General features: G+C 71.3%; 15 protein-coding genes and 1 other RNA gene. 13 read left to right on the forward strand and 3 right to left on the reverse strand.

The annotated features are described in order from the left end of the window. Positions 1 to 1,207: FHA domain-containing protein (locus tag BG418_RS12465; protein ID WP_188273874.1), on the reverse strand; the 1,207-nt coding region annotated here is incomplete at its 3' end. 394 nt (positions 1,208 to 1,601) lie between these two features. On the opposite strand from BG418_RS12465, the gene BG418_RS12470 reads away from it, so the two are divergent. The 4 genes from BG418_RS12470 (at position 1,602) to BG418_RS12485 (ending at position 7,232) form a co-directional block, all read left to right on the forward strand. Then, a complete protein-coding gene (locus BG418_RS12470; protein ID WP_188273875.1) occupies positions 1,602 to 3,308 on the forward strand; it encodes a serine/threonine-protein kinase in 1,707 nt (568 codons plus the stop codon). A 186-nt stretch (positions 3,309 to 3,494) separates the two neighbouring features. Beyond that, positions 3,495 to 4,724, forward strand: a complete 1,230-nt coding sequence (locus tag BG418_RS12475; RefSeq protein WP_188273876.1) for a serine/threonine-protein kinase — start codon at positions 3,495 to 3,497, stop codon at positions 4,722 to 4,724. Positions 4,725 to 4,794: 70 nt separating this feature from the next. Beyond that, a complete protein-coding gene (prfB, locus tag BG418_RS12480; protein ID WP_188273877.1) occupies positions 4,795 to 5,898 on the forward strand; it encodes a peptide chain release factor 2 in 1,104 nt (367 codons plus the stop codon). Between the two features lie 296 nt (positions 5,899 to 6,194). Further along, positions 6,195 to 7,232 (forward strand): hypothetical protein, encoded by a 1,038-nt coding sequence (locus BG418_RS12485; protein ID WP_188273878.1) that lies wholly within the window; start codon positions 6,195 to 6,197, stop codon positions 7,230 to 7,232. Between the two features lie 97 nt (positions 7,233 to 7,329). On the opposite strand, the gene BG418_RS12490 is transcribed toward BG418_RS12485, so the two are convergent. Continuing rightward, complete coding sequence (locus BG418_RS12490; protein ID WP_188273879.1) at positions 7,330 to 7,521, reverse strand: hypothetical protein; 192 nt, start codon at positions 7,519 to 7,521, stop codon at positions 7,330 to 7,332. Between the two features lie 280 nt (positions 7,522 to 7,801). Between BG418_RS12490 and ftsE the strand changes: the two genes are divergently transcribed. The 5 genes from ftsE (at position 7,802) to ssrA (ending at position 11,674) form a co-directional block, all read left to right on the forward strand. Beyond that, positions 7,802 to 8,491: a cell division ATP-binding protein FtsE gene (ftsE, locus tag BG418_RS12495; protein WP_188273880.1), complete on the forward strand. Its 690-nt coding sequence runs from the start codon at positions 7,802 to 7,804 to the stop codon at positions 8,489 to 8,491. Positions 8,492 to 8,539: 48 nt separating this feature from the next. Then, positions 8,540 to 9,457, forward strand: a complete 918-nt coding sequence (ftsX, locus tag BG418_RS12500; protein ID WP_188273881.1) for a permease-like cell division protein FtsX — start codon at positions 8,540 to 8,542, stop codon at positions 9,455 to 9,457. Between the two features lie 68 nt (positions 9,458 to 9,525). Further along, entirely contained in the window at positions 9,526 to 10,707 is a 1,182-nt protein-coding gene (locus BG418_RS12505) for a S41 family peptidase (RefSeq protein WP_188273882.1), read from the forward strand. A gap of 18 nt (positions 10,708 to 10,725) precedes the next feature. Further along, positions 10,726 to 11,223, forward strand: coding sequence for an SsrA-binding protein SmpB (smpB, locus tag BG418_RS12510; RefSeq protein WP_188273883.1), 498 nt, complete (start codon positions 10,726 to 10,728; stop codon positions 11,221 to 11,223). Between the two features lie 81 nt (positions 11,224 to 11,304). Then, positions 11,305 to 11,674, forward strand: a transfer-messenger RNA (tmRNA) gene (gene ssrA, locus BG418_RS12515). 66 nt (positions 11,675 to 11,740) lie between these two features. Here the strand turns inward: ssrA and BG418_RS12520 are convergent. Next, positions 11,741 to 13,021, reverse strand: coding sequence for an MFS transporter (locus BG418_RS12520; RefSeq protein WP_223184742.1), 1,281 nt, complete (start codon positions 13,019 to 13,021; stop codon positions 11,741 to 11,743). A gap of 99 nt (positions 13,022 to 13,120) precedes the next feature. On the opposite strand from BG418_RS12520, the gene BG418_RS12525 reads away from it, so the two are divergent. From BG418_RS12525 to BG418_RS12540, 4 genes are all read left to right on the forward strand, one after another. Then, the gene (locus BG418_RS12525) at positions 13,121 to 14,080 is read left to right on the forward strand and encodes a LysR family transcriptional regulator (RefSeq protein ID WP_188273884.1); all 960 of its coding nucleotides are present in this window, start codon (positions 13,121 to 13,123) and stop codon (positions 14,078 to 14,080) included. 282 nt (positions 14,081 to 14,362) lie between these two features. Then, positions 14,363 to 15,409 carry a hypothetical protein gene (locus tag BG418_RS12530; protein ID WP_188273885.1) on the forward strand — a complete coding sequence of 349 codons (1,047 nt, stop codon included), beginning with the start codon at positions 14,363 to 14,365 and terminating at the stop codon, positions 15,407 to 15,409. A gap of 35 nt (positions 15,410 to 15,444) precedes the next feature. Next, positions 15,445 to 17,574: a bifunctional polysaccharide deacetylase/glycosyltransferase family 2 protein gene (locus tag BG418_RS12535; RefSeq protein ID WP_188273923.1), complete on the forward strand. Its 2,130-nt coding sequence runs from the start codon at positions 15,445 to 15,447 to the stop codon at positions 17,572 to 17,574. Between the two features lie 41 nt (positions 17,575 to 17,615). Beyond that, complete coding sequence (locus tag BG418_RS12540; RefSeq protein WP_188273924.1) at positions 17,616 to 18,773, forward strand: acyltransferase; 1,158 nt, start codon at positions 17,616 to 17,618, stop codon at positions 18,771 to 18,773. The last annotated feature ends 212 nt before the right edge of the window (positions 18,774 to 18,985 follow it).

Below are 18,985 nucleotides of genomic sequence, written 5' to 3' on the forward strand. Positions count from 1 at the left end.
GCCGGGGCGCGCCGTCCTCCACGCGCGCGTGCTGCACCTCGTCCGGCAGGCGCGTCCCGCGCGCGGGCGTCCCGCCCCGACGGCCGCCCGCCTCGCCGCCTTGCGGGTCGGCCGTGTCTCTGTACGGCTCGGCGACTCGCGGGTCGTACCCGTCGTCGTGGCCCGGCTGCTGCGGAACCTCCGCCTCCTCGCCGTACCACCCGCGCCCATCGCCCACGTGGCCCTGCCCGTACGCCGTGGAGCCGCTCGGGGCGTGCGGACGGCCACCTTCCGCCGCATACGGATCACCGCCGCCGGGTCCGTACGTGTCGCCGCTTCCCTGGCCATAGGTACCGGGCGCCGTGCCCGTGCCGTGCGTGGTCGGGCCGTAGCCCGAAGGGGGACCGGAACCCGGCTCCGTGGACACCCGCTGACCCGGGACGCGCCCGGCCTCGATGCCGTACGGAACCGAAGGCGTTCCAGGGCCCGGGCCCGCCCCGACAGGCGCCCCCTCTCCGTACACCTCGCCCCCGGCCACCGCCTCCGGCGTCCCGGGCACGGCCACCCGGACATGCCCCTCCCCGTCCGGCACCGTCGCCAGCGCGTCCGGGGACGGGGTGCCGGGGCTCAGGCGCAGGGCCGACTCGCCCAGGCGCAACAGCGCGCCCGCGGGCAGCCGGACCGGGTGCGGGCCGACCGGGGCGCCGTCCACGCGCGTGCCGTTCGTCGAGCCCAGGTCGGCCACCGCCACCCGGCCGTCCTCGCCGACCGTCACCGCGCAGTGCAGCCGGGACACGTCCGGGTCGTCGAGCGGCACGTCCGCGTCCGCCGAGCGGCCGATGCGGATCTGGCCGCCGTGCAGCAGATGGACCCCGCCCGCGTCGGGACCGGCGATCACGCAGAGCCGGGCCTGGGCGGCCTCGCCGTGCTCCGACGCGTACGCCGCGTACGAGGCGGAGGCCGCCGGGGACGAGGAGGGGGAGGAGAGCGCGAGCACGGCGCCGTCGACCAGCGGGGGCTCGCCGAGCACACGGCGCTGTGGATCCAGCCGCTCGCGCCCCGCGTACAGCACCACCGCGCTGGAGACCTCGGAGCCCGAGGCGGCCGTGGCGAGGCCGGAGGCGACGGCCGCGAGCGTGGTCCCCGCGGGCGCGGTCACGAGCACGTCGCAGGCGCGCGCCGCAGCGTGGCCGCTGCGCGGCGCGAGGACGGTCAGCCGGATCTGCATCGCCTCGGCGGTCCCTTCTGCGCGGGGGTGCCGGGCCAGGAGGGAAACGCCCTTGTGATTCCCCCCACCAGGCACACATGTCGTGCTGAGGGCATCCTCGCACCTGCCACTGACAACACGCCCGTCACCCACCTTCAAGTGATCTTGAATGGTCGGCTCTCGACGCAAATGTGGCCGCAAAGTGGCTGGTTGCGGACCCCGCCGGAATCGACCGCGCCGCTTCGGTACGACCGTTCGGCAACCTTCCGTGCGACGGTGACGTCTTTCCTTCGAACAGCCAGAACGTGTGAGCCCGCGTCGGCACAGCCGACGGCACTACAGTGGGCCGCCCGGGGCACCCGTCCGGTGCACCCCGGATCAGCCAGAACAGCCAGACCAGCAGGGAGCGCATGACGTGCGGCCGGTAGGCAGCAAGTACTTGCTCGAGGAGCCGCTCGGACGCGGCGCCACGGGCACGGTCTGGCGCGCCCGCCAGAGAGAGGCCGCGGGCGCCGAGGCGGCCGTGGCCGGCCAGCCCGGCGAGACCGTCGCGATCAAGGTCCTCAAGGAGGAGCTCGCCAACGACGCCGACGTCGTGATGCGGTTCCTGCGCGAGCGCTCGGTGCTGCTGCGCCTGACGCACCCCAACATCGTGCGCACCCGCGACCTCGTCGTCGAGGGCGACCTCCTGGCCCTGGTCATGGACCTGATCGACGGCCCCGATCTGCACCGCTACCTGCGCGAGAGCGGCCCGCTCACCCCGGTCGCCGCCTCCCTGCTCACCGCGCAGATCGCCGACGCGCTCGCCGCCAGCCACGCCGACGGCGTCGTCCACCGCGACCTGAAGCCCGCCAACGTCCTCCTGGACGAGCGCGACGGCGCGATGCACCCGATGCTCACCGACTTCGGCATCGCGCGCCTTGCGGACTCCCCGGGCCTGACCCGTACGCACGAGTTCGTCGGCACGCCCGCGTATGTGGCGCCGGAGTCCGCCGAGGGCCGCCCGCAGACCTCCGCCGTCGACATCTACGGCGCCGGCATCCTGCTGTACGAGCTGATCACCGGGCGTCCGCCGTTCGCGGGCGGGACCGCCCTTGAGGTGCTGCACCGGCACCTGAGCGAGGAGCCGCGCCGCCCCACGACCGTGCCCGGCCCGCTGTGGACGGTCATCGAGCGCTGTCTGCGCAAGAACCCGGACGAGCGGCCCAGCGCCGAGAACCTGGCGCGCGGACTGCGCGTCGTCGCGGCCGGTATCGGGGTCCACTCGACCCCGGCGCAGGTCGAGGCGGCCGACGGCGTGGGCGCCCTGCTCGCGCCCGACCCGGCGCCCGCCGCCGTCCCCGAGACCCCGGGCGCGGCCGACCCCACCCAGGTCCTGCCGAGCACCACGCGCGCGTACGACCCGGCCGCGCCGACCTCGATGCTGCCGAACACGGGCGCGGCGGACCCGACGTCGGTCCTGCCCCACCGGGGCGCCGCCGACCCGACCGCGGTCATGCCCCCCGTGCCGGGGCAGCCCGCTGCGCAGGGTCAGTACAACCCGCAGCAGCCCGAGCAGCCGCACCCCTGGCAGTCCCAGCTCCAGGCGGCCCGCGACCGCAACGAGCAGACGCAGCTCCAGTACCTGGACCCCGCCGAGGACCCGCTGCGCCGCCGCCCGCACCGCCAGCAGCCGCCGCAGCAGCCCCAGCAGCAGCGTCCGCCGCAGGGCCACCAGCCCAGGCCGCAGCAGTACGCCCCGCAGCAGCCCCAGCCGTACCGCCAGCAGCCCCAGCAGCAGCCGTACGCCCAGCCGCCGCAGCACCAGCAGTACGCGCCGCAGCCCCAGCACCAGCAGTACGCGCCCCCGCAGCAGCCTCATCCGCCCCAGCAGCCGCAGGCTCCCGCGCCCCGCGAGCCGCGCCGCCGCGGCGCGAACCCGATGCGCATCCCGGGCCTCGGCTGCCTCAAGGGCTGCCTGTTCACCTTCATCCTGCTGTTCGTCGCGGGCTGGCTGATCTGGGAGCTGACCCCGCTCCAGGACTGGGTGGCCCAGGGCAAGAGCTACTGGCAGGCGATCGGCGACGCGATCTCCAAGGTCTCGGGCTGGATCGGCGAACTGGGCGGCAAGTCCGGCGGCTGATGAGCGGCGTACGAGGGCCGCACGTAAAACCCCTCGTACGCACCTCGTACGCACCTCGTACGCGGTCCAGGACGCCCACTTCATCGATATGTCGACTTCCAGGGGGTGATTTCCCGCTCGGAAGTGAAGGTTGGCGTCCCGGCCGCGTAGCCTCGGCGTGCACAGCCAGCCGCTGAGGGAGCAGTCTTGGCACGGAATATCGGCAGCCGGTACACCGCCCACCAGATCCTGGGGCGGGGCAGCGCCGGCACGGTGTGGCTAGGCGAGGGGCCGGACGGGCCCGTCGCCATCAAGCTGCTGCGCGAAGACCTGGCCGCCGACCAGGAGCTCGTCGGCCGCTTCGTGCAGGAGCGCACCGCGCTGCTCGGGCTCGACCACCCCAACGTCGTGGGCGTACGCGACCTCGTCGTCGACGGCAACGACCTCGCCCTGGTCATGGACCTGGTGCGCGGTACGGACGTACGCACCCGGCTCGACCGCGAGCGGCGCCTGGCCCCCGAGGCGGCGGTGGCGATCGTCGCGGACGTCGCAGACGGCCTGGCCGCCGCGCACGCGGCCGGAGTCGTCCACCGGGACGTGAAGCCCGAGAACATCCTCCTGGACATGCAGGGCCCGCTCGGCCCCGGCGGCGCGCACCCGGCCCTGCTCACCGACTTCGGCGTGGCCAAGCTGATCGACACGCCGCGCCGCACCAAGGCGACCCGCATCATCGGCACGCCGGACTACCTCGCCCCCGAGATCGTCGAGGGCCTGCCGCCCAGGGCGGCGGTCGACATCTACGCCCTGGCGACGGTCCTGTACGAGCTCCTCGCGGGCTTCACGCCGTTCGGCGGCGGCCACCCCGGCGCGGTCCTGCGCCGCCATGTCACCGAGACGGTGGTGCCGCTGCCCGGCATCCCGGACGAGCTGTGGCAGCTGATCGTCCAGTGCCTCGCCAAGGCCCCCGCCTCCCGCCTTCGCGCTTCGGAACTCTCCGTGCGCCTGCGCGAACTGCTCCCCCTGGTCGCGGGCATGCCCCCGCTGGACGTGGACGAGCCGGGGTCCGAGGAACCGGAGGAGCCCCCGTACGAGGAGCCCGCGCCCCCGTCCGGCTCGCCCCGCCGGGGCGCCGTGCCGCTGGTGCCGGGCGCGCCCCTGGACTCCAACCGGGACACCCACACGAGCATGCGCGTCCCCGGCCCCGACGAGCTCGCGGGCGGCCCCCTGGGCACGGCCCGCGCCCCCCGCCCGTCCGGCACGCCCCGCCCCGGCTCGGCCCGCCACCGCGCGGACCAGCTCCGCAGACGCCGTATCGTCCTGGGCGCCTCGGCGGCCGCCCTGGCGGCGGCCCTGGGCATCGGCGCCTGGCTGGCCGTCTCCGGCGGCGACGACAAGCCCCCGCAGGACTCCAAGCACTCCGCGCCGACGACGCCGTAGTCCCCGGGCCCCGCGCGCGTGCCGGGGCACAGGGGGAAACGTCCTTGCGCGCAGCCGTTACGCTGGACCCGTGGCAGTCGTCGATGTATCCGAAGAGCTGAAGTCCCTCTCCTCGACCATGGGGTCGATCGAGGCCGTCCTGGACCTCGACAAGCTGAGGGCAGACATTGCCGTGCTTGAGGAGCAGGCCGCCGCGCCGTCCCTGTGGGACGACCCGGAGGCCGCCCAGAAGATCACGAGCAAGCTTTCGCACCTCCAGGCCGAGGTCCGCAAGACGGAGAGCCTGCGCGGCCGCATCGACGACCTCGCGGTGCTGTTCGAGCTCGCCCAGGAGATGGACGACGCGGACACCCTCGCCGAGGCCGAGACCGAGCTCGTCTCCGTGCGCAAGGCGCTGGACGAGATGGAGGTCCGCACCCTGCTGTCCGGCGAGTACGCCGAGCGCGAGGCCCTCGTCAACATCCGCGCCGAGGCCGGCGGCGTCGACGCCTCCGACTTCGCCGAGCGCCTGCAGCGCATGTACCTGCGCTGGGCCGAGCGCCACGGCTACCCGACCGAGGTGTACGAGACCTCGTACGCGGAAGAGGCCGGCATCAAGTCGACCACCTTCGTGGTGAAGGCGCCGTACGCGTACGGCACGCTCTCCGTCGAGCAGGGCACCCACCGCCTGGTGCGCATCTCGCCCTTCGACAACCAGGGCCGCCGCCAGACCTCGTTCGCGGGCGTCGAGGTGCTGCCGGTCGTCGAGTCCAGCGACCACGTCGAGATCGACGAGGGCGAACTGCGCGTGGACGTCTACCGCGCCTCCGGCCCCGGCGGCCAGGGCGTCAACACCACCGACTCGGCCGTGCGCATCACGCACCTGCCGACCGGCATCGTCGTCTCCTGCCAGAACGAGCGCTCGCAGATCCAGAACAAGGCCAGCGCCATGAACGTCCTCCAGGCCAAGCTCCTTGAGCGCCGCCGCCAGGAGGAGCAGGCGAAGATGGACGCGCTCAAGGACGGCGGCAGCTCCTGGGGCAACCAGATGCGTTCGTACGTCCTGCACCCGTACCAGATGGTCAAGGACCTGCGCACCGAGTTCGAGGTCGGCAACCCGCAGTCCGTCCTGGACGGCGAGATCGACGGATTCCTCGAAGCGGGAATTCGCTGGCGCAAGCAGCAGGAGAAGTAACCGGCGGGAAGTGACCGCCGCGTTTTTGAGGCTTTGTCGACAAGGGAACTGCCGCTCACTGAGCGGCAGTTCCCTTGTTTCGTCACAGTTGCAACCCCATGTACCGGACAACTGACGCCATTTGCGACATCGATCCCTAAACGACCTTGACGTGATTCTTAGGTGTGCGGAAAGGTGGCGCGCGGCATGCGTATATCCGGGGCGCGTGTGACGGGGGCGACGCAAGCGGCCTCCCTCGGTCCCGCGGCCCCCGGGCGCTGCCCCATGACGATTCAGCTACTGGGGGTAGCAGACATATGACGAAGAAGACGCGGCTGCGTGTCGCGCGGATAGCCGCAGGCGCGGTGATCGCCGCCGGTGCGTCCCTGACCGCTGCGGGGGCGGCCTCGGCCGTCGGTGTCGACGTGAACATCGGTGGCCTCAACGCCAAGGCCGAGGTCAACAAGAGCGGCGTCGGCGTCGGCGTCCAGGGTGAGACGGACGGCGGCACCGGCACGGTCGGCGGCATCGGCGGTGTCGACACCGGCGGTTCGTCGAGCACCGGTGGTACGTCCACGACCGGTGGCAGCACCACGGACGGCGGCTCGACCGGTGGCTCGTCCACCACGGGCGGCTCGTCCACGACCGGTGGTTCGTCCTCCACGGGCGGCAGCACCACGACCGACGGCGGCTCGTCCAGCACGGGTGGCTCGTCGTCGACCGGCGGCTCGTCGAGCACCGGTGGTACGTCCACGACCGGTGGCAGCACCACGGACGGCGGCTCGACCGGTGGCTCGTCCACCACGGGCGGCTCGTCCACGACCGGCGGTTCGTCCACCACGGGTGGCTCCACCGGTGGTTCGACCACGGGTGGCTCGACCACCGGTGGCACCTCGTCCACGGGCGGCACGTCGAGCACCGGCGGCACCTCGTCGACCGGCGGCTCGTCCACCACGGGTGGCTCGTCCACCGGCGGCACGTCCTCCACGGGTGGCTCGTCGACCGGCGGCTCCTCCACCACGGGCGGCTCGTCCGCGACCGGTGGCTCCTCCACGGGTGGCTCGTCCACCTCCGGCGGCTCCTCCGCGACCGGCGGCACCGGCGGCAGCAGCACCGGTGGCTCCACCTCCGGCGGCACCTGCACCGTCTCGCTCGACGGCGCCAGCTGCCCGGACAACACCACCCCCGACAGCGGTGGCTCCAAGCCGGTCGAGCAGGGCAAGGCCAAGGACGAGCTCGCCGAGACCGGTGCGGGCGAGACCACGTTCCTGCTGGTCGGCGCCGCGACGATGATCGCCGGTGGCATCGGCTTCCGGATCATGCCGCGCCTGGTCGGCGGCCGTACCGTCGCCTAAGCGGTACACGCGGTAACCAGTACGCACAGTGGGGCCCGGGGCGCATTCCAGCACCCCGGGCCCCACCTGCGTCCATGCGTAAAACGCGTAAAGCTCGCTACACACCCTGGTGGGCCAGCAGGGCCACCGCGGCCACCAGCACCACGAGCAGCGTCACCAGGGCCACCGGGCTCAGTCCGCCCCACGGGCCTTCCTGCTGGAGCCGCTCCCGGTTGGCCCGGCACACGGGGCAGCGGCCCTCGCTGACGGGCGCCGCGCAGTTCGCGCACACCAATCGGTCATAGGTCATGCGCTTTCCTCCTCCCGCGCGGCGGAGCCGCTGTATGCACGTACTGCTCCGCACAACGCTCAGGGAAACGCAACCGTTCCCTCTACCACTGTGCCAGCTCCCGCGCGTTTCGGCGCGCCCCACCTGATTCTGCACCCGCAGGGGAGCCCGAGGACGGCCAGAAGCGATCCGTCAACGGGACATAAGGCGCATCCCCGGAACATCCTCGGACGGTGCCTGCACGGCCCAGGCCGGTTCGCGTAGTGTCACGCACACCTATTCCCGGCGACCGTGGTGCACCGTGATCCGATTCGACAACGTCTCCAAGACTTATCCCAAGCAGAGCCACCCCGCTCTGCGGGACGTCTCCCTCGACATCGAGAAGGGTGAGTTCGTCTTCCTCGTCGGTTCGTCCGGCTCCGGGAAGTCGACCTTCCTCCGACTCATCCTGCGCGAGGAGCGCGCCAGCCAAGGGCAGGTGCACGTGCTCGGCAAGGACCTGGCCCGGCTCACCAACTGGAAGGTGCCGCACATGCGCCGCCAGCTGGGGACCGTCTTCCAGGACTTCCGGCTGCTCCCCAACAAGACGGTCGCCGAGAACGTGGCCTTCGCCCAGGAGGTCATCGGCAAGCCCCGCGGCGAGATCCGCAAGGCCGTGCCGCAGGTGCTCGACCTCGTCGGGCTCGGCGGCAAGGAGGACCGGCGCCCCGGTGAGCTCTCCGGCGGTGAGCAGCAGCGCGTCGCCATCGCGCGCGCCTTCGTCAACCGGCCGATGCTGCTGATCGCGGACGAGCCGACCGGCAACCTGGACCCGCAGACCTCGGTCGGCATCATGAAGCTCCTTGACCGGATCAACCGGACCGGGACCACCGTGATCATGGCGACCCACGACCAGAACATCGTCGACCAGATGCGCAAGCGTGTTATCGAGCTCGAAAAGGGCCGTCTCGTACGTGACCAGGCGCGCGGCGTCTACGGCTACCAGCACTGATGCGCTGAGCATCGAGCCCGAAAGCACGGAAAGGCTTAACCAGTCGCCATGCGCGCGCAGTTCGTACTCTCGGAGATCGGCGTAGGTCTCCGCCGCAATCTGACCATGACGTTCGCCGTCATCGTCTCCGTGGCCCTGTCCCTGGCCCTGTTCGGCGGTTCGCTGCTGATGCGGGACCAGGTCAACAACATGAAGGGCTACTGGTACGACAAGGTCAACGTCTCGATCTTCCTCTGCAACAAGGCGGACGCCGAACAGGTCGCCAAGTGCGCCAAGGGTGCCGTCACCGCCCAGCAGAAGAAGGACATCGAGGGCGACCTGAAGAAGCTGGACATCGTCCAGACCGTCACGTACGAGTCGGCCGACGAGGCGTTCAAGCACTACAAGGAGCAGTTCGGCGACTCCCCGATGGCCGGCTCGATCACGCCGGACCAGATGCAGGAGTCGTTCCGGGTCAAGCTGAAGGACCCCGAGAAGTTCAAGGTGGTCGCCACCGCCTTCGCCGGACGGGACGGCGTGCAGTCGGTGCAGGACCAGAAGGGCATCCTGGAGAACCTGTTCGGGCTGCTCAACGGCATGAACGTGGCCGCGGTGCTGGTCATGGCCGTGATGCTGGTCGTGGCGCTGATGCTGATCGTCAACACGGTCCGGGTGTCCGCGTTCAGCAGACGGCGCGAGACCGGCATCATGCGCCTGGTCGGTGCTTCGAGCTTCTACATCCAGGCGCCGTTCATCATGGAGGCCGCCTTCGCCGGAGTGCTCGGCGGCATCGCCGCCTCCGGGATGCTGCTCGTGGGCCGTTATTTCATGATCGACCACGGCCTCGACCTGTCGCACAAGCTGAATCTGATCAACTTCATCGGCTGGGACGCGGTCCTGGCCAAGCTGCCGCTGGTCCTCGCGGCGAGCGTGCTGATGCCCGCCCTCGCGGCCTTCTTCGCGCTCCGCAAGTACCTCAAGGTGTGACACGCGCCCCGGGCGCCGTAGGAGCAACAGCCCCTGCGGCGCCCTCGCGTTGTCCTAGACTCGACGCCATGTCAGGTCCGGACCGCTGTCCCAGGCCCCGCGGAGTCCGCCGCGGGGCGACTCTGACATTGGTCTTCGTCTCGGTCCTCGCGACCGCAGCCGTGACCGGCTCGCTGCCCCGGGCCGACGAGCGCGGCACCCCGCTGCACGCCCGCCCCGCCTCGGCCGAGGCCCCCGCATCCGACCGCGGCGAGGACGTGGCCCGGGCCGCCGCCGAGGCGGTGGCCGACGGCAAGTCTCCTTCCGCCGCGGCCGCCGAGGTCGTCAGCCGCAGCGGCGACCGATGGGGCGCGGTGTACGACCCGAGCGCCTACGAGCAGTTCGAGGACGCCCTCGACGGCCGGTACACCGGCGTCGGCCTGTGGGCGCGGCGCACCGGCGACGGCCGCGTCGAGGTGACCCGCGTCCAGCCCGGCGGACCGGCCGCCCGCGCCGGGATCGAGGCGGGGGACCGGCTCCGTACGATCGACGGCCGCGCGGTCGACCAGCGGCCGGTCACCGAGGTCGTCTCGCTACTGCGGGGCGACGGGGCGGCCGCCGGGAGCCGGGTCGTGCTCGGTCTGGAGCGGGCCGGGCGCACCTGGGCCGAGTCGCTGCGCCGGGCCCTGCTCACCACCGAGGCCGTGACGGTCAGCGAACTGCCCGGCGGAGACGTGATGATCAAGGTGGCGGCGTTCACCAAGGGCTCGGGGGAGCGGGTGCGCACGGCGGTCCGCGAGGCCCCCGAAGGCGCCGGCGTCCTCCTCGACCTGCGGGGCAACACCGGCGGCCTGGTCAACGAGGCCGCCCGTGCCGCCTCCGCCTTCCTCGACGGCGGCCTGGTCGCCACGTACGACGTGCACGGCAGGCAGCGCGCGCTCTACGCGGACCCGGCCAACGGCGCCGACACCTCGAAGCCACTGGTCGTCCTGGTCGACGGCGGCACCATGAGCGCGGCCGAGCTGCTGACCGGGGCCCTCCAGGACCGGGGCCGCGCGGTCACCGTCGGCTCGCGCACCTTCGGCAAGGGCTCGGTCCAGATGCCGACCGACCTGCCGGACGGCTCGGTGGCCGAGCTGACCGTCGGCCACTACCGCACCCCGGCGGGCCACAGCGTGGACGGGAAGGGGATCACCCCGGACGTACCGGTCACCGAGCGGGCCCAGGAGCGGGCCGAGACAGTATTGAGTGGCCTCGGGGGGCGGTCGTAGTGCGAAAATGGCCGCACTATGGCTAAGGCAAAAGACAAGGACAAGGGCAGCGGGCGCAAGCTGGTCGCGCAGAACAAGAAGGCGCGGCACGACTACCTCATCATCGACACCTACGAGTGCGGTCTGGTGCTCACCGGCACCGAGGTGAAGTCGCTGCGCCAGGGGCGGGCCTCGCTGGTCGACGGGTTCGTGCAGATCGACGGGCACGAGGCGTGGCTGCACAACGTGCACATCCCGGAGTACGCACAGGGCACCTGGACCAACCACAGCGCCCGCCGCAAGCGGAAGCTGCTGCTGCACCGGGCCGAGATCGACAAGCTGGAGTCGAAGTCGTCGGAGACGGGTCACACGATCGTGCCCCTCGTCGTCTACTTCAAGGAAGGCCGGGCGAAGGTCGAGATCGCGCTGGCGAAGGGCAAGAAGGAGTACGACAAGCGCCAGACGCTGCGGGAGAAGCAGGACACCCGCGAGACGAACCGCGCCATCGCGGCGGCCAAGCGGCGCCAGCGGGCGTAAATGTCCTGGCGGGCCGCGGTCCGCGTCGCGTACGATGGGTCCTGCACCTCACAGCGGGTGCGCGCATTGAAAAATCAACATGGGGATGATCGGTTTCGACAGCGGATGTCGAAGCAGGGGAAGCGTGTCGAGGAAGCGGCAATGATCTCGTAAACCATATGTCGCAACCAATAATCGCCAACACCAAGCGCGATTCCTTCGCCCTCGCTGCCTAAGTAGCGACTTGCGAAGTGTCAGCCCGGGGGTGATCCCGACCCGGATCCTGGCATCATCAAGGGATCTAAACTTCTGAGCCCGGTCACGGGGCCCAGGAGGAAATCAAACAGTGGCTGAGCCCGTCGGAGACTTGTTCGCGTGATCTCCGGGGCTGAGAAAATCGCAGCGAACTGCACACGGAGAAGCCCTGATTCCGCACCGTTGGACGCGGGTTCGATTCCCGCCATCTCCACAATTCCCATGTGAGGCGAAGGCCCGGCTGCATCAAGCAGCCGGGCCTTTGTCGTACGTACGCGCCTTCTCACCGGCGCCGTGCCGGGCCCACCGCGCACACCGCCGTCGCCAGCGCCGCCGCGCAGGCCGGGGCGGCGTAGGCCGTCGTCGTGCTCGTCTGGTCGGCGAGCCAGCCGCCCGTGGCGGAGCCCAGTGCTATGCCGCCCAGGATCGCTGTGACCGCGAGGGTCATTCCTTCGTTCAAGCGGCCCTCGGGGGTGAGTCGCTGGGCCAGGGTCATCCCGGTGACCATCGTCGGGGCGGTCGCCGCGCCCGCGAGGAGCAGGGCGCCGGCCAGGACGACGAGCGAACCCGTACGGGCCGCGAGCAGCGGGAGGCACATCAGGGCCGTCATCGCACCCGTGCAGACCAGCAGCCGCCGGGACACCGCACGCGCCGGGTGGACCGACCCGTACACCAGGCCCGCCACACACGAGCCCGCCGCCTGGAGCGCGAGGACTGCGCCGCCCGCCGAACCGTGGCCGAGCCGGTCCGCGTACGCCAGCGTGACCACCTCCATCGCGCCGAACACCGCGCCCGTGGCGAGGAAGACGGCGAGCAGGGCGGGCAGCCCGGGGGAGCGCAGGGGCGAGGGCGCGCGGTCGGTGCGCGCCGCGACCGGCGGTTCGGTGGAGCGCTGGGCCGCGAAGATCAGCATGCCGGTCATCAGCAGGACCACTCCGGTGAGCGTGCCCGCCTCTGGGAACAGCGCGGTGCACAGGAACGCGGCCGCCACCGGGCCGAGCATGAAGCACAGCTCGTCCACGGCCTGTTCGAAGGAGTTGGCGGTGTGCTGGGCGGCCGGGTCGCCCCGGTGGACATGGGCCCAGCGCGCCCGCGACATCCCGCCGGTGTTGGGGGTGGTGGCGGTGGCGGCGTACGCGGCGAACAGCGTCCAGTTCGGGGCGTTCAGGCGTACGCAGAGGAGCAGGGCCAGCGAGCCGAGCGCGGCGATCGCGGTGGCGGGCACGGCGACCCGGGCCTGGCCGAGCCGGTCGACCAGGCGGGCCGTCCAGGGCGCGACGACCGCGGTGGCGGCGAGACCGGTGGCGGTGACGGCGCCGGCCAGGGCGTACGAGCCGCGCGATCCGGCGATCATGATCACGGCGCTGACGCTGAACATGCCCATCGGGAGCCGGGCGACGAGGTTGCCGAGCGTGAAGGCACGGGCGCCGGGGACGGCGAAGAGGCGACGGTAGGGGGCGGCCCAACGGGCGCGTATGCGGGGACGGCGCGGGCTCTTCTGCTCGTACGGGACCGGCTCGGCGAGGACGAGCGTGGAGCCCGACATGGTCATCAGTTGCGGCATGCAAAAGAGCCTCGCCGCAGGGGTGTTGCGGCGTCCAACACCTGATCCGGGCCCATTCACGCACTTCTGTTGTGAACGGCTCTGCGGTTGACTTGGCGGGTGCCCCAGGACATCGACCCCCGACTGCTGCGCGCGTTCACCGCGACCGCCGAGGAACTCCACTTCACCCGCGCCGCCGCCCGCCTCTTCGTCGCCCAGCAGGCGCTCAGCCGGGACATCCGGCGGCTCGAACGGGAGCTGGGCGCCGAGCTGTTCGTGCGGACCACGCGCGCGGTGGAGCTCACCGCCGACGGTACGCGGCTGCTGCCGCACGCCCGCCGGGTGCTCGCCGCGCACGACGAACTCCGCGCCGCCTGGGCCGTCGACGCCCGCCCGCTGATCGTCGACATCGGCGCGCCGGTCGGCACCGGCCACCGGGTGCTGACCCGGGCCCGGGAGGTGGCGCCCGGCCCCGAGTTCGTCGTCCGCTATCTCACCGGGCTCACGGGGGCCGCGGCCGACATCCTGGCGGGCCGGGTCGACGTCTCGTTCGGCCGGGTCGCGGGTCTGGAGCCGTCGGTGCTCGCGGGCCTGGCCCATCAGCCGGTGCGTTACGAGCGGATGGCGGTGCTGCTCCCCGACGACCACAGGCTCGCGCACCTGGCGGAGATCCCGGTCGACACGCTCAAGGGCGAGACGCTGTACGCGGGCGTGGGCAATCCGGCCACCGCCGAGTGGACCGACCTCGCGGCGCGGCTCTTCGCCGGGCGAGGGGTGGAACTGGCGCCTCCGTTCCCGGAGATCTCCGGCGAGGAGGAGTTCACCCGGGTGGTGCGCGGGCGCGGCTGGTCGGTGCTGGCCAGCATGGACTTCCTGGCGATACCCGGGATGACGCTCCGCCCGCTGACCGCTCCCGTACCGCTGTCACCGGTGTCGCTGGTGTGGCGCAAGGGGCTGCGGCACCCGGGTCTGGAGGTGCTCCGAGAGGTCGCCCATGGCATAGCAACGGCAAATGCTTGGCTTGAAATCCCCCAGAAAAGTTGGCTTCCTGACGTCGATCTGTCGCTCATGTCCCAGTGATGCCCATCTGGTGCCTTCCACAGGATGAACAACACTTGGCGTACGAACACGGGTGTCACTGGGGTGCGCTACATTCATCCCCCGGGTGCGGTGTGGTAGTGGGGGCGTGCGGAGCGGATGTGGTCCGGTCCTGCTGCAATGCCCGCCGAGTCGTGCGCGCAACCCGCGAATCATCCAGGTGGGAAGTGCGTACGCAAAGTGGACAATTGGCGAAAAGAAGCCCCTCAGGGGCAGCCCGGGAATCGCATCGAGAAGCCCCGTGGCCCGCTCGATGACCTGACGATGGAACTGAGCGTCCCCAAGGGGCAGTTCGGCGGTCCGGCGACGAAGCCGGTCCCGAAGGCCGACCAGGGCGCGCCGACGAAGCCCGTACCGACGGTCGACCGAGAAGCGACGACCAGGCTGGTTCCGTTGGCCAAGAAGGTGCCGACGGTCGACCAGGGCACGGCGACGAAGCCGGTCCCGACGGTCGACCAGGGCGCGCCGACGAAGCCGGTGCCGACGGTCGACCAGGGCGCGCCGACGAAGCCCGTACCGACGGTCGACCGGGAAGCGACGACCAAACTGGCTCCGTTGGCGAAGAAGGTGCCGGTCGCCGACCAGGCACCTGCGACGCAGCCGGTGCCGGTGGCGAAGCAGGCACTCCCGACGCAGCCGATACCGAGGGCGAGTCAGGGTCCGGCGACGGAGCCGATACCCGTCTTCACGCAGCCGACGCCACACCAGGTTCCGACGTCGCACCAGGTCCCGCCGGTGCAACACGTTCCATTTGCGAATCAGGCGCCGGTCACGCACCAGGCCCCCGTCCCCAACCTCGGCCCCATCCAGCCCGCCGAGGCCGACGGACCCGTGTTCGTCGACCAGAGCGGCCGCCGGGGCAAGAAGCTGCGCGGGCTCGGCTGGCTCTTCGGCCTGGCCTGCGCCTGCTACGCGGTGATGATCGTCGCCAGCCTCCTCGGCGGCAGTTCCCGCGCGCCCTGGCTCGGCATACCCGGCCCGGCCGCCAAGGACAAGAAGCCCGAGACGATCAGGGTCACGCCCGCGCCCACCGAATCCGCCGCCCACCTGCCCCTCGGAGCCAAGCCGCACGCCTCCGAGAAGGGCAAGCCGCACCCCAAGGCCGGCGCCTCCAACGGCGCCAAGGCCACCCCCAAGCCGGGCAAGTCCGGCCGCCCCGGCAAGTCCACGGCCACCCCGCACCCCGGCGCCTCGCAGACCGCGAAGCCGCCGACGGGTGGCCACTCGGCAGGTCCGGGTCTCCCCACCGGCCCCACCGGCAGCCCCTCCGGTCTGTCGTGGCCGACTCCGCACACTGGAGCCAGCACGTGAACGCCCGCCGTACCCCCGGACGTCGAAGACTTCCGATGCGCTATCTGCTGCCCCTGCTCTTCCTCGTCGCGCTGTTCGCGATGCTGATGCTGCGCGGGTACGTACACAACGAGATCCTCGCCGACCACCGAATACGCCCCGACGCGGCCACCGACCAGGTGCCCGACCGCATCCTGGACGGCGGCCCGGTCATCGACGCGCGCGGCCCCGGCAAGCCGACGAGCCTCGACATCCCCAAGCACAAGCTCGTGCTCACCTTCGACGACGGCCCGGACCCCACCTGGACCCCGAAGGTGCTCGACGCGCTGAAGAAGTACCACGCGCACGGCGTCTTCTTCGTGACCGGCGCCAACGCGGCCCGCTATCCCGACCTGATCAGGCGGATGGTCGACGAGGGCCACGAGGTCGGCCTGCACACCTTCAACCACCCCGACCTCTCCTACCAGTCGCACGCCCGTATCGACTGGGAGCTGGCGCAGAACCAGCTGGCGCTCGAAGGCGCGGCGGGCATCCGCACCTCGCTCTTCCGCCCGCCGTACTCGTCGTTCGCGGACGCGATCGACGACAAGAACTGGCCGGTCATCAAGTACGTCGGCAGCATGGGCTACATCACCGCCCTGGACTCCACCGACAGCGAGGACTGGCAGCGCCCCGGCATCGACACGATCATCAAGAACGCGACGCCGAAGCACGGCAAGGGCGCCATCGTCCTGATGCACGACTCCGGCGGCAACCGTTCGCAGACCGTGGCCGCGCTCGACACCTTCCTGCCCAAGCTCCAGGGCAAGGGCTACACGTTCGTCAACCTCACCGAGGCGCTGAACGCGCCGAGCGCGCACACCCCGGTGACCGGGATGGAGCTGTGGAAGGGCAAGGCGTTCGTCTTCGCCGTCCAGGCGGCCGAGCACACCACCGACGTCCTGGTGGGCGGGCTCGCCGTGATCGGCGTGCTGGTCTTCGCCCGGTTCGGCCTGATGCTGATCCTGTCGTTCCTGCACGCCCGCAAGGTCCGTAAGCGCGGCTTCCGCTGGGGTCCGGAGGTCACCGAGCCGGTCTCGGTGATCGTCCCCGCGTACAACGAGCGCGAGTGCATCGCCAACACTGTCCGCTCGCTGATGGCCAGCGACCACCCCATCGAGGTCCTGGTCGTCGACGACGGCTCCACCGACGGCACCGCCGACATCGTCGAGGCGATGGGGCTGCCGAACGTCCGGGTGATCCGCCAGGCCAACGGCGGCAAGCCGTCGGCGCTCAACAACGGCCTGCGGCACGCCCGTTACGACATCGTCGTGATGATGGACGGCGACACCGTCTTCGAGCCGACGACCGTACGCGAGCTGGTGCAGCCGTTCGGCGACCACCGGGTCGGCGCGGTCGCGGGCAACGCCAAGGTCGGCAACCGCGACTCGCTCATCGGCGCCTGGCAGCACATCGAGTACGTGATGGGCTTCAACCTGGACCGCCGGATGTACGACGTGCTCGGCTGCATGCCGACCATCCCCGGCGCGGTCGGCGCTTTCCGCCGCACCGCCCTTGAGCGGGTCGGCGGCATCAGCGAGGACACCCTCGCCGAGGACACCGACGTCACCATGGCCATGCACCGCGACGGCTGGCGGGTCGTGTACGCGGAGAACGCGCGCGCCTGGACCGAGGCCCCCGAGACCGTCCAGCAGCTCTGGTCCCAGCGCTACCGCTGGTCGTACGGAACGATGCAGGCGATCTGGAAGCACCGCCGCGCGGTCTTCGAGCGCGGCCCGTCCGGCCGCTTCGGCCGCGTGGGTCTGCCGCTGGTGTCCCTGTTCATGGTCCTGGCCCCGCTGCTCGCGCCCCTGATCGACGTCTTCCTCCTGTACGGCCTGGTCTTCGGCCCGACCCAGAAGACGATCCTCGCGTGGCTCGGCGTGCTGCTGATCCAACTGGTCTGCGCGGCCTACGCGTTCCGCCTGGACCGCGAGCGCCTGACCCACCTGGTCTCGCTCCCGCTCCAGCAGATCCTCTACCGCCAGCTGATGTACGTGGTGCTCCTCCAGTCCTGGATCACCGCCCTCACCGGCGGCCGCCTGCGCTGGCAGAAGCTGCGGCGCACCGGTGTGGTCGAGGCGCCCGGGTCCACGACCAAGCAGCGCCGCACCGCCGAGACCCAGGACCGGAGGCCCGTCGCGTGACCGCGCACATTCCCCAGCCATACGTCGAGGTTCCCGAGGCCATGGCGGCGCCGGCCGAGGCGAAGCCCAAGGCGGCGTCCGGCCGGGACCGCTATCTGGACCTGCTGCGCTCGCTCGCCCTGGTCCGGGTCGTCGTCTACCACTTGTTCGGCCTCGCCTGGCTGTCCATCGTCTTTCCGTCCATGGGCGTGATGTTCGCGCTCGCCGGGTCGCTGATGGCGCGCTCGCTGAGCCGCCCGGCCTGGAGCGTCATCCGAGGCCGCCTGCGCCGCCTCCTTCCGCCCATGTGGGCGTTCGGCGCGATCGTCCTGACCGGGATGTTCGCGGCGGGCTGGAAGCCGGACAAGGCGCAGGGCCTGTGGTGGTGGGCCAAGCTCTTCAACTACGTGGTGCCGTTCGGCACTCCGCCGTTCCCGTGGACGGTCGGCAGCAAGAACGGCCTGCTTGAGCAGACCTGGGCCGTCCAGGCGGCCGAGCCGCTCTGGTACCTGCGGGCCTATCTGTGGTTCGTGCTGGCCTCGCCGCTGCTGCTCAAGCTGTTCCGCAAGGTGCCGTGGGCGGTACTGGCCGCCCCGCTCGCGCTGACGGCGGTCCTCGGTACGGGCCTGGTCACCATCCCCGGCGACACCGGCTCGGTGATCACCGACTTCGTGACGTACGCGGCCTGCTGGGTGCTCGGCTTCGCGCACCACGACGGCCTCATCCAGCGGATGCCGCGCTATCTGTTGGTGTCCTGCTCGGCGATGGTGATGGCGTTCGGCCTGTGGTGGGCCTCCGGGCATCCGACCAAGGACGGCTGGGACCTCAACGACATCCCGCTCGCCCAGGCCTTCTGGTCCTTCGGCTTCTGCGCGATCCTGCTGGCGTACTCCCCGTCCTGGCAGGCCCTGCCCGGCAGGCTGGCCCGGTACGACCGCCTGGTGACCCTCTCCAACAACCGGGCCGTCACGATCTACCTGTGGCACAACGCCCTGATCGCCCTCGCGGTCCCGATCCTCGACCAGCTGTGGAACATCCCGTACCTCGGAACCCACTTCGACAGCTTCTTCACCCAGACCTACGACGAGTGGATGTTCGTCCTGGTCTGGCCGCTGATCGGCGTGATGATCCTGTCGACGGGCTGGATCGAGGACGTGGCGGCCAAGCGCAGCCCGAGACTGTGGCCGGACGGCCGCGCCAAGGGACGGAAGAAGCGCTGAGCGCTTGAACGACGACGAGGGGCCCGGACGTTCGCGTCCGAGCCCCTCCTCATTCCGGTGCACACCGGGCGCATCGACACGGCGGCCAGGCGGAGGTGAGCAGCGGCATGAGGGAGTCGGTGAGGGGGATCGTCCGCTGCGGGCCCCACGTCCGGCCGCCGTCCCGGGACACCCGTAGGGTCAGCGCGGCAGGCTTGGTGTCGTCCGTACGG

Source organism: Streptomyces sp. CBMA152 (genome assembly GCF_014596475.1).
Classification (GTDB): domain Bacteria; phylum Actinomycetota; class Actinomycetes; order Streptomycetales; family Streptomycetaceae; genus Streptomyces.